General features: G+C 68.0%; 14 protein-coding genes and 1 tRNA gene. 10 read left to right on the plus strand and 5 right to left on the minus strand.

Features of this window, described 5'->3' with window-relative positions; translation table 11 throughout:
• The 4 genes from G361_RS0120060 (at position 1) to lysA (ending at position 5012) form a co-directional block, all read left to right on the plus strand.
• Positions 1-2031, plus strand: coding sequence for an NADPH-dependent 2,4-dienoyl-CoA reductase (locus tag G361_RS0120060; RefSeq protein WP_019928894.1), 2031 nt, complete (start codon positions 1-3; stop codon positions 2029-2031).
• On the plus strand, positions 2028-2642 hold the full coding sequence (locus G361_RS47080; RefSeq protein ID WP_019928895.1) for a VOC family protein: 615 nt from the start codon (positions 2028-2030) through the stop codon (positions 2640-2642). Before G361_RS0120060 ends, G361_RS47080 begins: the two co-directional genes overlap by 4 nt.
• 84 nt (positions 2643-2726) lie before the next feature.
• Positions 2727-3524, plus strand: coding sequence for a mycolate reductase (gene cmrA / locus G361_RS0120070; protein WP_019928896.1), 798 nt, complete (start codon positions 2727-2729; stop codon positions 3522-3524).
• A gap of 144 nt (positions 3525-3668) precedes the next feature.
• Entirely contained in the window at positions 3669-5012 is a 1344-nt protein-coding gene (gene lysA / locus G361_RS0120075) for a diaminopimelate decarboxylase (protein ID WP_019928897.1), read from the plus strand.
• Between the two features lie 34 nt (positions 5013-5046).
• Here lysA and G361_RS0120080 read toward each other — a convergent pair whose 3' ends face one another.
• Positions 5047-6681: a helicase HerA-like domain-containing protein gene (locus G361_RS0120080; protein WP_026343276.1), complete on the minus strand. Its 1635-nt coding sequence runs from the start codon at positions 6679-6681 to the stop codon at positions 5047-5049.
• Between the two features lie 149 nt (positions 6682-6830).
• Here G361_RS0120080 and orn point away from each other — a divergent pair, with 149 nt between their 5' ends.
• The gene (gene orn, locus G361_RS0120085) at positions 6831-7469 is read left to right on the plus strand and encodes an oligoribonuclease (protein WP_026343277.1); all 639 of its coding nucleotides are present in this window, start codon (positions 6831-6833) and stop codon (positions 7467-7469) included.
• Between the two features lie 54 nt (positions 7470-7523).
• Positions 7524-7596 (plus strand) — tRNA-His (locus G361_RS0120090).
• Positions 7597-7652: 56 nt separating this feature from the next.
• Here G361_RS0120090 and G361_RS0120095 read toward each other — a convergent pair.
• On the minus strand, positions 7653-7994 hold the full coding sequence (locus tag G361_RS0120095) for a hypothetical protein (protein ID WP_019928901.1): 342 nt from the start codon (positions 7992-7994) through the stop codon (positions 7653-7655).
• 191 nt (positions 7995-8185) lie between these two features.
• Complete coding sequence (locus G361_RS0120100) at positions 8186-9037, minus strand: glycosyltransferase (RefSeq protein ID WP_019928902.1); 852 nt, start codon at positions 9035-9037, stop codon at positions 8186-8188.
• Between the two features lie 268 nt (positions 9038-9305).
• On the opposite strand from G361_RS0120100, the gene G361_RS0120105 reads away from it, so the two are divergent.
• Genes G361_RS0120105 through G361_RS0120115 form a run of 3 tightly spaced genes read left to right on the plus strand, consistent with a single transcriptional unit; the run spans position 9306 to position 10743 of the window.
• Complete coding sequence (locus tag G361_RS0120105; protein WP_019928903.1) at positions 9306-9647, plus strand: metalloregulator ArsR/SmtB family transcription factor; 342 nt, start codon at positions 9306-9308, stop codon at positions 9645-9647.
• A complete protein-coding gene (locus G361_RS0120110) occupies positions 9644-10123 on the plus strand; it encodes an SRPBCC family protein (RefSeq protein ID WP_019928904.1) in 480 nt (159 codons plus the stop codon). Before G361_RS0120105 ends, G361_RS0120110 begins: the two co-directional genes overlap by 4 nt.
• On the plus strand, positions 10123-10743 hold the full coding sequence (locus G361_RS0120115) for a dihydrofolate reductase family protein (RefSeq protein ID WP_019928905.1): 621 nt from the start codon (positions 10123-10125) through the stop codon (positions 10741-10743). Before G361_RS0120110 ends, G361_RS0120115 begins: the two co-directional genes overlap by 1 nt.
• Here G361_RS0120115 and G361_RS0120120 read toward each other — a convergent pair.
• Both G361_RS0120120 and G361_RS0120125 read right to left on the minus strand, forming a co-directional pair.
• Complete coding sequence (locus G361_RS0120120) at positions 10722-11612, minus strand: TIGR03619 family F420-dependent LLM class oxidoreductase (protein WP_019928906.1); 891 nt, start codon at positions 11610-11612, stop codon at positions 10722-10724. The two genes, G361_RS0120115 and G361_RS0120120, sit on opposite strands and share 22 nt — an antisense overlap.
• On the minus strand, positions 11612-12001 hold the full coding sequence (locus G361_RS0120125) for a MerR family transcriptional regulator (protein ID WP_019928907.1): 390 nt from the start codon (positions 11999-12001) through the stop codon (positions 11612-11614). Before G361_RS0120125 ends, G361_RS0120120 begins: the two co-directional genes overlap by 1 nt.
• Positions 12002-12297: 296 nt before the next feature.
• Between G361_RS0120125 and G361_RS0120130 the strand changes: the two genes are divergently transcribed.
• Positions 12298-13353 carry a hydrogenase expression protein HypE gene (locus G361_RS0120130; protein WP_026343278.1) on the plus strand — a complete coding sequence of 352 codons (1056 nt, stop codon included), beginning with the start codon at positions 12298-12300 and terminating at the stop codon, positions 13351-13353.

Genomic DNA, 13353 nt, shown 5'->3' on the forward strand with positions numbered 1-13353 from the left:
GTGAACCGTTATCCACACCTGTCCGAACCGCTGCCGGTCGGCTCCGTCACCCTGCGCAATCGCGTGGTGATGGGCTCGATGCACACCGGGCTGGAGGACCGCGCGTGGGATATCCACCGGCTCGCAGCGTATTTCGCCGAACGCGCGCGCGGCGGCGTCGGGCTGATCATCACCGGCGGCTACTCCCCCAATCGCGAGGGCTGGCTGTTGCCGTTCGGTGCCAAGCTCACCGGCCGGTCCGAGGCCTACCGGCACCGCGCCGTCACCGCGGCGGTGCACGCCGAGGGCGGCCGGATCGCCCTGCAGATCCTGCACGCCGGCCGGTACGCCTATGTGCCGTTCAGCGTGTCCGCCTCCTCGATCAAGGCCCCGATCAACCCCTTCCGGCCGCGGGCGCTGTCGGACCGCGGCGTGGAACGGACCATCGAGGACTATGTGCGCTGCGCGCGGCTGGCGCAGTTCGCGGGCTACGACGGCGTCGAGGTGATGGGCGGCGAGGGCTACCTGATCAACCAGTTCCTCGCGCCGCGCACCAACAAACGGACCGACCGCTGGGGTGGTACGGCCGCGAACCGGCGGCGCTTCGCGCTGGAGATCGTGCGGCGCATCCGCGCCGCGGTCGGCGCCGACTTCCTCATCGTCTTCCGCCTGTCCATGGCGGAATTCGTCGAGCACGGCCAGACCGAGACCGAAATTTTGGAACTGGCAAGGGAATTGGAGGCCGCCGGGGTCTCGATCCTCAACACCGACATCGGCTGGCACGAGGCCCGGGTACCGACCATCGTCACCTCGGTGCCGCGCGCCGCGTTCGCCGAGTTCACCGCGAAGATCACCGCGCAGGTGAGCATTCCGGTCTGCGCCTCGAACCGGATCAACATGCCCGAGACCGCGGAGGAGATCCTCACCCGCGGCGACGCCGACCTGGTGTCGCTGGCCCGGCCGCTGCTCGCCGATCCGGACTGGGTGAACAAGGCGCTGGACACCCGCGAGGACGAGATCAACACCTGCATCGCCTGCAACCAGGCCTGCCTGGACCACGCGTTCGCGCGAAAGACGGTGTCCTGCCTGCTCAATCCGCGCGCGGGGCACGAGACCGAACTCCTGCTGCTGCCCACCCGCCGGCGTAAGCGCGTCGCCGTCGTCGGCGCCGGCCCGGCCGGACTGTCGGCGGCGGTGAACCTCGCCGAACGCGGCCACGAGGTCGACCTGTTCGAGGCCGACGACAGGATCGGCGGCCAGTTCGACATCGCCCGCCGCATCCCCGGCAAGGAGGAATTCGCCGAAACCCTGCGCTATTTCACCCGCAAACTGGAGGTCGGCGGCGTCCGGGTGCACCTGAACCGGCGGGTCACCGCGGCCGAACTGGTCGAGGGCCGGTACGACCACGTGGTGCTGGCCACCGGTGTGCGCCCGCGTATCCCGGACATCCCGGGCATCGACCATCCCAAGGTGCTCACCTACGCCGAACTGATCCGCGAGCAGAAACCGGTCGGCCGCAAGGTGGCGGTGATCGGCGCCGGCGGAATCGGTTACGACGTCAGCGAATTCCTCACCGTCGAGGGACATCCCACCCTGAAACTCGACGAGTGGAAGGAGGAATGGGGCGTCACCGCCGACGATCCCGAGGCGCGGGGACAGCTCACCACCGCACGTCCCGCCCCGGCCGCTCGGGAAGTGGTGCTGCTGCAACGGAAGTCGGGCCCGTTCGGGAAGAGTCTCGGCAAGACCACCGGCTGGGTGCACCGGGCGGCGTTGCAGGCCAAGGGCGTCGAGCAACTCGGCGGCGTCAACTACGAGCGCATCGACGACCGGGGCCTGCACATCAGCTTCGGCGAGAAGCGGCAGCATCCCCGCGTGATCGACTGCGACAACGTGATCGTCTGCGCCGGACAGGAATCCGTGCGCGATCTGGTCGAGCCGCTGGCGGCCGCGGGCATCACCACCCACCTCATCGGCGGCGCCGAACTGGCCGCCGAACTGGATGCCGAGCGCGCCATCGACCAGGGCACCCGATTGGCGGCGGGCCTGTGACCGCCGGACCACTGCTCGACCGGATCGGCCTGCCCGGCGACGAGAGTGCCTGGACGGCACTGGGTTTCGACCTCGCCGCGGGCGGCTTCGCACTCGGCGCGGTGACCTGCACCGTCGGCGCCGAACCGGCCTGGGGCTTCGACGTGGTGCACGCCGATCCGGCGGTGCTCGGAATTCCGGTGCCGGACCGGATCCCCACCGCGAGCACGCCGCCCGGAATCGACCCGCCCGCAAGCCATCCCAACCATTCGAGCTATGTGGATCACCTCGTCTACTGGGTGCCCGACCTGGACGACGCCGTGACCGCGCTGAACGCCGTGCTCGGTACCGAACCGCGCCGCCGCTTCCATCCCCGCGGCCCGTCCAGCCCCGAGATGGCGTTCTACCGCGTCGGCAAGCCGTTCCTGGAGGTGGTCTCCTCCGGCCGGCCGCCGATCCTGGCGGGGATCGCCTTCGGCACCACCGACCTGGACGCCACCGTCGCGGCGGTCCGGGCGGCCGGTGGCCCGATCGGTGATCCGAAACCCGCCGTCCAGGGTGGCCGCATCGCCAGTGTGTGGCACGGCCATCTCGAGTGGGGCATCGCATTTCTGGAGCCGAAACCCCGATGAGAACGGCGCCGGTCGCACACGTTCGCCGGTCGCCGCACCGTGCGACGGTCGAGTACCGCCGCACGTCACGGTAGGCTGCCGGGCGTGAGTCTGCCTGCACCCACCGCCGACAACCGTGCCGTCGTCACCGGAGCCTCCCAGGGCATCGGTACCGCGCTCGCCGAAGAGCTTGCGCGGCGCGGATATTCGCTGATCCTGGTGGCCCGCCGCAAGGAACTGCTGACCGAGCTGGCGGCCCGGCTCGGCGACCGTTACGGCGTCACCGCCGAGGTGCGCGCCGTCGACCTGTCCGATCGCGAGCAGCGCGCGCCGCTGTCGAACGAGCTGGCCGAGCGGGAGATCGCGATCCTCTGCAACAACGCCGGCGTCGCCACCTTCGGCCCGATCTCGAAGCTCGACCCGGCCTACGAACGCGCCCTGGTGGAGCTCAATTCCGTCGCCGTGCACGACCTCACCCTGTCGGTGCTGCCCGGCATGCTGGCCCGGCACTCCGGCGGCATCCTGATCACCGGCTCCGTCGCCGGCAACATGGCCGTCCCGAACAACGCCACCTACGCCGCCACCAAGGCGTTCACCAACTCGTTCTCCGAATCGCTGCGCGGGGAGCTCGGCGGCACCGGCGTCAACGTCACCCTGCTCGCTCCCGGCCCGGTCCGCACCCAGAATCCGAATCAGGAGGACGTCGGTACCAAGATCCCCGAATTCGTCTGGGTATCGGCCGCGCACACCGCCAAACTGTCCATCGATTCGCTGGCCCGCAACAAGATGCGGGTGGTCCCGGGCCTGATCAGCAAGGGTATGAGCGTGACCGGGCAGTACGCGCCGCGCGCGCTGACCGCGCCGGTGGTCGGCGCGATCTACAAGCGGATGGGTGGCCGGTAACACACCGTCGTCAGCAGCGCGTCAAGATCGCAAGCTCGCGTATCAAAGGACCGTATCCGGCCGATCCGATGATCGACTACCAGGCGTAGTTCTGGCGTTGACCCCGCAGCACCATCGAAAGCGGGGCGAACAGCAGGAGACACCTTGACACTGCTCGAGATCTGCCCGTCCTTGCGCGCGGGGATGTCGTCGCCCCGGCTGGACTCCGGCGTCTGGCCGTGCGACACCCACTACGACGAGCTGGGCCGCGTCACGCTCGGCGGCGTGGCGCTCAGCGATGTCGCCGACCAGTACGGCACCCCCACCTACGTGCTGGACGAGGGCGAGGTGCGCCGCCGCTGCCGGGCCTATCGGAAATACTTCCCGGACGCGGAGATCATCTACGCCGCGAAGGCCCTGATGATCCGCTCGGTGGCGACCTGGGTGGCCGAGGAGGGCCTGTCGGTGGACGTCTGTTCCGCCGGTGAGCTCGCCATCGCGCTGGCCGCCGGCGTGGACCCGCGGCGCATCGTGCTGCACGGCAGCGGTAAGCCGTTCGCCGAACTCGAGACCGCCGTCGCCGCGGGTGTGGGCCGCATCGTGATCGACTCCCTCACCGAGATCACGCTGCTGGCCGCCCTGGCGACCCGCCCCCAGCAGGTGCTGCTGCGCCTGTCCCCCGATATCGACGTGCACGGCCACCCGGCCGTCCGCACGGGTGTCGTCGACCAGAAGTTCGGCTTCCCGCTGGGCAGCACCCAGGCGACCGAGGCGATCGAACGCATCCTGCGCCAGCCGATGCTGCAACTGGTCGGCTTCCACTGCCATCTGGGCTCGCAGATCCACGACGCCGACTTCTACGGCGAGGCGGTCCGCCGCATGGTCGCCGAGATGGCCCGGGTCCGCCGCGAGCACGGCATCCTGCTCCCGCAACTCGACCTCGGCGGCGGCCACGCCGTCGCCTACCGCGGCGGCGACCCGGAGATGTCGCTGCCGGTCCTGGCCGACATCGTCGAGGACGCGCTGGACGCGGCCTGTTCCCTGCACCACTTCCCGCGCCCCCGGATCGCCCTGGAACCCGGCCGCGCGATCGTCGCCCGCGCCGGCGTGACCCTCTACCGGGTGATGGCGATCAAGCACATCCAGGGCGGCCACACCTACGTGATCGTCGACGGCGGCATGAACGACAACCCCCGCGTCGCGCTGTACGGGGCCCGATACGACGCGGTCCTGGTCAACCGGCACCCCACCGGCGCCAGGATGACCGCCACCGTCGCGGGCCGCTACTGCGAGGCCGGCGACATCCTCGCCCACGACGTGATCCTGCCCGCCGACCTCCGCCCCGGCGAGGTGCTGGCCGTCCCCTGCACCGGCGCCTACCACCACAGCCTGGCGTCCTCGTACAACGGCGTCGGCCGCCCCCCGATCATCGCCGTCACCGCGGGCCGCAGCCGCCAGTTGATCCGCCGCGAAACCCCCGCCGACCTCCTGGCCCGCGATCTGGGTTGACCCGGCCCGGCGCCGGGTTCGCCCCGGCGCCGGTTCAGCGGCGGCGGGTGCCGAAGAGGGAGCGGCCGATCTCCCGCCCCGCGACGGTGGCCGCCGAGCGCAGGAAGCTCTTGACCGCCGGATTGCTCATGATCCGGTCGGCGGCGGACGACCCGGACTCCTCGGGCCGCGCCGACGGTCGCGGTTCCGGTTGTGCCGCAGCGACTTTCGCCGCCATGATCTCGTAGGCCGACTCCCGATCGACGGTCTCGCCGTACTTCGCCCACAACGGACCCGCCTGTGCCCGAGCACGAACGGCATCGTCACCGAGTCCGGCCATCGACGACCGCGGCGGTCGCAACCGGGTCCACGCGACCGGTGTCGGCGCACCCTGCTCGGAGAGCACCGTCACGATCGCCTCACCGGTACCCAGCGAGGTCAGCGCCTGCTCCAGGTCGTAGACATCGGTTCTCGGATAGGTGCGCACGGTCTTCGACAGCGCCTTCTGATCCTCCGGCGTGAACGTCCGCAGCGCATGCTGGATGCGCGAACCCAGTTGGGACAGCACCGGATTGGGGATATCGGTCGGCAACTGGGTGCAGAAGAACACACCCACCCCCTTCGACCGGATCAACTTCACCGTCTGCTCCACCTGCGCCAGGAATGCCTTCGACGCGTCCCGGAACAACAGATGCGCCTCGTCGAACAGGAAGACCAGCTTCGGCCGGTCCACATCACCGACCTCCGGCAGCGTCTGGAACAGATCGGCCAGCACCCACATCAGGAAGGTGGAGAACAACGCCGGCCGCGCCGACTGCGCCCCCAGTTCGAAGGCGGTGATCACCCCGCGACCACCGGCGGTCCGCAGCAGATCCGCGGGATCCAGCTCCGGCTCCCCGAAGAACGTATCCCCGCCCTCGGCCTCCAGATTCACCAGCGCTCGCAGAATCACACCGGTGGTCGCCGCCGACACCCCGCCGATACCCTTCAGATCCGCCTTACCCTCCGCACTGGTCAGATGCTGGATCACCGCGCGCAGATCCTTCAGATCCAGCAGCGCCAGCCCCTGCGAATCGGCCCAATGGAAGATCAGCCCGAGCGTGGACTCCTGGGTCTCGTTCAACCCGAGCACCTTGCTCAGCAATACCGGCCCGAACGAGGTGATCGTGGCCCGGATCGGCACCCCGATCCCCTCGGTGCCCAGCGAGACGAATTCCACCGGAAATCCGCTGGGCGACCACTGCGCATCCCCGGATTCGCGGGCCCGCGCCGACACCTGTTCGCTGTTGTCCCCCGCCAGCGCCAGCCCCGACAGATCCCCCTTCACATCGGCCAGCACCACCGGCACCCCCGCCGCCGACAGCTGCTCCGCGATCCCCTGCACGGTCCGCGTCTTCCCCGTACCGGTGGCCCCCGCGATCAACCCGTGCCGGTTCATGGTCCGCATCGGAATCCGCACGCGCGCATCGGAATCCACCACACCGTCCACCACCACCGCCCCCAGTTCCAACGCCGCCCCGCCGACCGCGTACCCCGCGGCGATCACCCGCGCCGCACTCTCCGACGCACCGCCGGACGCCGCCGCCTCCCGCTCCGCAGCCTCCGCCGCGGCGGCCGCCTCCGCCGCGATCCGGGCCGCCTCCTCGGCCGCCTTCCGAGCCGCAATCGCCCTGTCCTGAGAAGTAGTCATCGCCGATCCTCCGTCCGCCGAAGTCCCACCGTCGCCTGTAGCCGACCGACCCGAACCGAGCACGAATTCGCGAAAACCATATATCCGGTGATCACACCGCCGAGTGACATCGCCGTGGCCGCGAAACCGCGCCGCGTAATGTTGCTCGGGTGTCCGACAAATTGATGGTGTGGATGGATTGTGAGATGACCGGCCTCCGGCTCGACAGCGACAAGCTGATCGAGGTGGCCGCGCTCGTGACCGACAGCGACCTGAACATCCTGGGCGACGGCGTGGACATCGTGATCCACGCCGACGACGAAGCCCTGGCCGCGATGCCGCCGGTCGTGCAGGACATGCACGCCCGCTCCGGCCTCACCGAGGAGGTCCGCCGCTCCACCGTCACCCTCGCCGAGGCCGAACAGCAGATCCTCGCGTACATCACCGAACACGCCCCCACCGCCGGAATCGTCCCGCTGGCCGGTAACTCCATCGCCACCGACCGCGGCTTCATCGCGCGCGACATGCCCGCCCTCGACGCCCACCTGCACTACCGCATGGTCGACGTGAGCTCCATCAAGGAACTCTGTCGCCGCTGGTACCCCCGCATCTACTTCGGCCAGCCGGAGAAGGGCCTCGCCCACCGGGCCCTCGCCGACATCAAGGAATCCATCCGGGAACTCGAGTACTACCGCCGCACCGCCTTCGTCCCCGCCCCCGGCCCCTCCACCGCCGAGATAGCGGCCGTCTCCACCGCCCTGAGCACCTCCGGGACCAGCAAGAACACCCCCCGGACGGGCACCGATTAGGTATCCGCCGAGGGTTGGCGTTACGATCTAGCGCGCTGGTGAAAACCAGCGATGGTGGGCGTAGTTCAGTTGGTAGAGCACCAGGTTGTGATCCTGGCTGTCGCGGGTTCGAGTCCCGTCGTCCACCCGGAGAGGGCAGGTCGAGGTCATAATCCTTGACCTGCCCTCGGTCTTTGTTCGGGATCAGGCCGCAGCGATCGCGGAACAGATCCAGGCGACGCCGGCACCGAGCAGGGCGAGGATCGTCAGCGCACCCGCGATCGCCGAGACGAAGAAGAAACCCTCGTTGAACCGTCGGCGCACCAACGGCTTGAACGACCAGGTCACATTGTCTTCGTGCTGCGGGTCACTGAGTACCGCAGCGCTGTAGGCGCCGATGAAAAGCGTGAGCCCGCTGCCACCGATACAGATCAGGGTGAACGGCAGACCTCGGTACCGATCGAAACCCGCCACCAGAACGGTGATCGCGAGTATCAGACCGAAGCCCAGGAACAGCATCGCGAATCCGACTGCGAACCAGTCCATTACTTTCATCTTCGATTCCCGGGCCGGCCGTGACGACTCTCCCCGGTCACGTGACTGTCCACTCACTTGCACCTCACAGGGCCTGCATACGAAACATGCTGCTACGCATCCGGTGTGATGGCCACGGGAGCGTTCGATCCACCCGGAGCGGGGCAGGTCGAGGACGTAGTCCGGGCCTGCCCCTGCGGCTTTCAGCCGCCGACGGAGGAGATACGGTCGGTGCCGGGGCGGAGGCTGAACCGCCGTCGGTCGAAGTCCCAGAACAGGTAGATCGGCCATTGGATGGTGTGAGCGAGCCAGGCGATCAGGATGACGGCTCGGTGGATGGGGCGGACGCTGAGGCCGTGGTGGCGGAGGGTGCGCATGCCGACGGCGTGGAAATGCCAGCGGCTCGCCGGACTCGAACGGCGTCGCCGGGCCGAGGTCCGGGCGCGCATATTCGTCAACTGGTCGATGCGGATACCGTGTTTACTCAGACATATCGCCAGATCCAGATCTTCGGCGACATCGCTGCGGACCTGTGTGTCGCCGCGAACCTGCAGCCACGCGTCGCGGCGGATCGCCATATTCGGTCCGTACATGTTGCCGACCCGGCCACCCATTCTGCCGGTGCGGATCAGCAGCCATTGGCCGAATTCCAGGAAGAAACCGACCGGTGAATCGTGGTACGTGCACAGCCCGGTCAGTGCGCCGGTCTCCCGGTGCTCGGTGAAGAATTCGCGAATTGTCGCGGCCCAATCCTCGGCGACGAGGGTGTCCGCATCGGTGCGGGCGATATAGATACCGCGCGCCCGGTCGAATCCGGCGTTACGCGCGGGGGTGATTCCCCTGGCCGGCTCGTGGACGAGTTCGATCTCGGGATGATCGAGGCCGAGGGTGCGGACGATCTCGACAGTGGCGTCCTCGCTGCCGTTGTCCACGACGATGATCTCGTCGATCGCTTCCTGGGCGACCAGACACCGCAGCGTTCTTTCGATATTTCCCGCCTCGTTCAGAACCGGAACGACGACCGACAGAACTATCTCTGAATCCGATGTATTCATCAACCATTCCAAATCCGGTAGACGTGCTTCGAAGGTTGGTTTACAGATCTCGTTGCGGGTGAGTTATCTATGCTCGGGCACCGCCGGAATCGTCACCGGCGGTTACTGTGCCGGATTTGTTCGGTACGACGAGCTCTCGATGCCATATTCGCAATGATGACATCCCCGGAGCTTTCCGCGGCCGTCCGCCGGACAGATCACGTTGGTGCGGTTCGGTCCGTTCGGCGGCCGACTTGACGCATACCCATATAGGAATATGATCTAGCGCATGGCACGACTAGCGACGACGTCGGACGTCTTCAACGCCATCGCCGAGCCGCAGCGCCGGGAGATCCTGGTGTTGCTGCGGGCCGGTGAGCGGCCGGTGACCGAGTTGGCCCAGGAGCTGGGCATCACCCAGCCCGGGGCGTCCAAACACCTGCGGGTGCTGCGGGAGGTGGGGCTGGTGCGCGACCGCCGGGCGGGCAAACAGCGCCTGTACGGCCTCGACGCTCGCGGGCTGCGGCCGATCCACGAGTGGACCGGCGGGTTCGAGCAGTTCTGGAACGAGACCTTCGACCGGCTGGACCGGTACGTGCAGGACCTCCGACAGGAAAGGCAGGAGAAGTGACCGACGATACCGCCGACCGTGAGATCGTGATCACCCGGAACATCGGTGCCCCACCGGATCTGGTGTTCGAGGCGTTCACCGAGGTCCGGCATCTGTCGCAGTGGTGGGGGCCGGACGGATTCACCACCACCACAAGGGCATTCGAGTTCCGCGCCGGCGGCGAGTGGGAGTTCGTGATGCACGGACCGGACGGGACGGACTACCGGGAGTGGATCTCCTGGACCGAGATCGTCCCGCCGGAGCGAATCGCGTTGCTGCACGGTGAGTTTCGTGGCGACCCGGACGCCTTCGAGTCGGTCGTGACATTCGCGCCCGACGGCGAGGCGACCCGGATCGAGATGCGCACGGTGTTCCCCACCAAGCAGCTGCGCGACGAGGCAGTCGAGAAGTACCACGTCATCGAGGGTGGCCGGCAGACGCTGGGCAACCTGGCCGCCTATATCGGCGGAATCGTTGCGAACGGAGTGGAGGGCTGATGGCCGGGAAAGTTTTCTTCAGTGTGTCGATGTCGGTGGACGGGTTCATCGCACCCGAATCCGCCGAGGAGTTGATGGGGCAGCAGTGGATGGAACTGCAGCAGTGGATATTTCCGCAGCGGTTCTTCCGGGAGAGCCTGAAACTCGGTAAGGGCGGCGAGGAAGGACCCGACAACGACATCGCGCGGGAGACGTTCGAGCGCACCGGCGTGAGCGTGATGGGTAAGCGCATGTTCGACGCCGGCGAAACGGCGTGGCCGGCGGAGGCGCCGTTCCACACACCGGTGTTCGTCGTGACGCACGAGAAGCGCGACCCGTGGGAACGCCCGGGCGGCACCACCTTCCACTTCGTGAACGAGGGTATCGAGACCGCGCTCGACCTGGCCCGGACGGCGGCCGGCGACCGGGACGTCCGCATCGCGGGCGGCGGCGCGACCATCGTGCAGTACCTGAACGCGGGTCTGATCGACGAGTTCTCGATCGCCCTCTCCCCCGTACTGTTCGGCACCGGGATCCGCCTGTTCGACGCCGTGGACGCGAGTCGCATTGCCCTGGAACAGATCCGGTCGCGGCCGACCCAGCGGGTGACCCACCTGACCTACGCGGTCCGGGAGCGGTAACCGTCCGAGTCCCGGTGCGACAACGCGAATCGTTCGGCGAATTCGGACATCAGGTCGTGTTGTCGCCCGGGGTCGGCGCCCGCGAAGCCGACGACGATCCGGTCCACACCGTGTTCGGCGAGTTGCCCGACGCGTTCGGCGGTGATGTCGGCCGCTCCCCAGCGGGTGTATTCGACGGCGTCCGGATCGCGTCCGGCGTCGGTGGCGGCCTTGCGGGCCAGTTCGATCTGGCGATCACGTTCGTCTTCGGTGAGCATGCCGCCGGCGAAGTAACCGTCACCGCGCCGCCCGGCCCGCCGCGCCGCCGCCGCGCTGGAGCCGCCGATATGGATCGGCAGCGCGGTCGTCTCGTGGGGTTTCGGATAGCTGCACAGGTTGTCGAAGGCGAAGAACTCGCCCCGATGGCCGACCCCCTCCGGGCCACCCGACCACAGCAGGCGCAGTACATCGATGGCCTCGTCCGCTCGCCGGCCGCGGCTGCGGAAGTCGACACCCAGCGCGGCGGCTTCCCCGGGCAGGGCGCCGAGGCCCACGGTGAGCAGGCGCATCCGGCCCCGGGACAGCACGTCGACGGTGGCCAGCCGCTTGGCCAGGACCACCGGATGCCGATACGGCAGCAGCAGTACACCGGTACCGAGCAGAATCCGCCGGGTGGTCCCGGCCACGAAACTCAGGAGATCCACCGGATCGAAATACGGCAGCGTCGGCGGCAACTCGCCCGCGCCGTAATCGGCGCCGGGATACAGCGCAATGTGGTCCTGCACGTACAGTGCCTCGAATCCGAGCGCTTCGGCATGCTGCGCGAATGCCACGAGGCGATCGGGGTCGGTGCCGTTGAATGCCGCGTTGTAGCTGACCGCGAACCGCATCAGATGGTGCCTTCCGGAGAGAATTCACATTTCGGGGGTGGGCCGGCCACCGCGCTGATCCGCGCGCTCAGTTCCCGCCGCGCGGTGGAGAGCGCGTCCATCGCGTCATCGATCTCGGCGAGCCTGCGCCGCAGGGACTCCACCGATTCCGGGCATTCGTCGCCGGATCGATGGCCCGCGCGCAGGCAGGTGACGAACGGCCGGGCGTCGACGAGATCGAAACCCAATTCCAGCAATCCACGGATCTTCCGCACGATGTCGAGTTCGTGCTCGTCGTACACCCGGTAGCCGTTGGCCGACCGCCCGGGTTGCACGAGTCCGTGCTGCTCGTAATAGCGCACCGTGCGTGCACTCGTGCCGGCGCGCTCGGCCAGTTCTCCGATCAGCATGTGGCCTCCTCCCGAGAGTTGCCCCGGCAACGCTAGACCTTGTCACCGGCGTCAAGGCAAGACCACGATCGCCGCCGGCGCGGACGCGCCGAAATAGGGGCGGAACGACGCAGGTCACGGCCGGGTATCGCGTCCGCGGTGGGAAATGCGGCGTCGGGGCCCGGTTTCCGGAATGCTCTTGAGCCGTTATCGCGCGCGTGCCTAGACTACGGACGCTGATGTGATCCGGGTCATAATTCGGCGTTCCGGCCCCGGGACGCCCGCCGACGAACCGCACTTCCGAAGGGTGGCGGTCCATGCCGACTCGAGAAGCTGTCGAAGCCGAAGAAACGCTCATTCATGTGCTGTGGATCAACGCGGGGCTCAGTTGTGACGGCGATTCGGTCGCGTTGACCGCCGCCACCCAGCCCAGCATCGAGGAAATCGCGCTCGGCGCCCTGCCGGGCCTGCCGAAGATCGCCGTGCACTGGCCGCTGATCGATTTCGAATGCGGGCCCTCCGGTGGTGCGGACAACTTCCTCGAGTGGTTCTTCAAGGCCGATCGCGGCGAATTGGAGCCGTTCGTTCTGGTCGTGGAGGGGTCCATCCCGAACGAGCAGTTGCACAGCGAAGGCTATTGGTGCGGTTTCGGCAACGATCCGGATACGGGACAGCCGATGCCGACCAGCGCGTGGCTGGATCGGCTGGCGCCCAAGGCGACCGCCGTGGTGGCCGTCGGCACCTGCGCCACATACGGCGGCATCCACGCGATGGCCGGCAATCCGACCGGCGCCATGGGTGTGCCCGACTATCTCGGGTGGGGGTGGAAATCCAAGGCGGGCATTCCGATCGTGTGCGTGCCGGGCTGTCCGATCCAGCCCGACAACCTCGCCGAGACGCTGACCTATCTGCTCTATCAGGCGACCGGTCAGGCGCCGATGATTCCGCTGGACGACGCGTTGCGGCCGAAATGGCTGTTCGGCGCGACCGTGCACGAGGGCTGTGACCGGGCCGGATATTACGAGCAGGGCGATTTCGCCACCGAGTACGGATCCCCGAAATGCATCGTGAAACTGGGGTGCTGGGGTCCGGTGGTGAAATGCAATGTGCCCAAACGGGGTTGGATCAACGGGGTGGGCGGCTGCCCGAACGTGGGCGGCATCTGCATCGGCTGCACGATGCCCGGTTTCCCGGACAAGTTCATGCCGTTCATGGACGAGCCGCCCGGCGGCAAATTCTCGTCCGTCGCATCGGGGCTGTACGGCTCGGTGGTCCGCAATCTGCGGCACATCACCGAGCGGACCGTCGACAAGGAACCGCACTGGCGGCACAAGGGGAAAGAACTGCTGACCGGCGCCACTCGCACCTGGTAG

Origin of the sequence: Nocardia sp. BMG111209 (assembly GCF_000381925.1) — a bacterium.
GTDB lineage: Bacteria > Actinomycetota > Actinomycetes > Mycobacteriales > Mycobacteriaceae > Nocardia.

Excerpts from the sequence above, each read along its gene's own strand:
- G361_RS0120115 (WP_019928905.1), top strand. The coding sequence starts at position 10,123 with ATGGCCGGGAAAGTTTTCTTCAGTGTGTCGATGTCGGTGGACGGGTTC.
- G361_RS0120105 (WP_019928903.1), top strand. The coding sequence starts at position 9,306 with ATGGCACGACTAGCGACGACGTCGGACGTCTTCAACGCCATCGCCGAG.
- G361_RS0120080 (WP_026343276.1), bottom strand. The coding sequence starts at position 6,681 with ATGACTACTTCTCAGGACAGGGCGATTGCGGCTCGGAAGGCGGCCGAG.
- G361_RS0120130 (WP_026343278.1), top strand. The coding sequence starts at position 12,298 with ATGCCGACTCGAGAAGCTGTCGAAGCCGAAGAAACGCTCATTCATGTG.
- G361_RS0120125 (WP_019928907.1), bottom strand. The coding sequence starts at position 12,001 with ATGCTGATCGGAGAACTGGCCGAGCGCGCCGGCACGAGTGCACGCACG.
- G361_RS0120095 (WP_019928901.1), bottom strand. The coding sequence starts at position 7,994 with ATGGACTGGTTCGCAGTCGGATTCGCGATGCTGTTCCTGGGCTTCGGT.
- G361_RS0120100 (WP_019928902.1), bottom strand. The coding sequence starts at position 9,037 with ATGAATACATCGGATTCAGAGATAGTTCTGTCGGTCGTCGTTCCGGTT.
- G361_RS0120120 (WP_019928906.1), bottom strand. The coding sequence starts at position 11,612 with ATGCGGTTCGCGGTCAGCTACAACGCGGCATTCAACGGCACCGACCCC.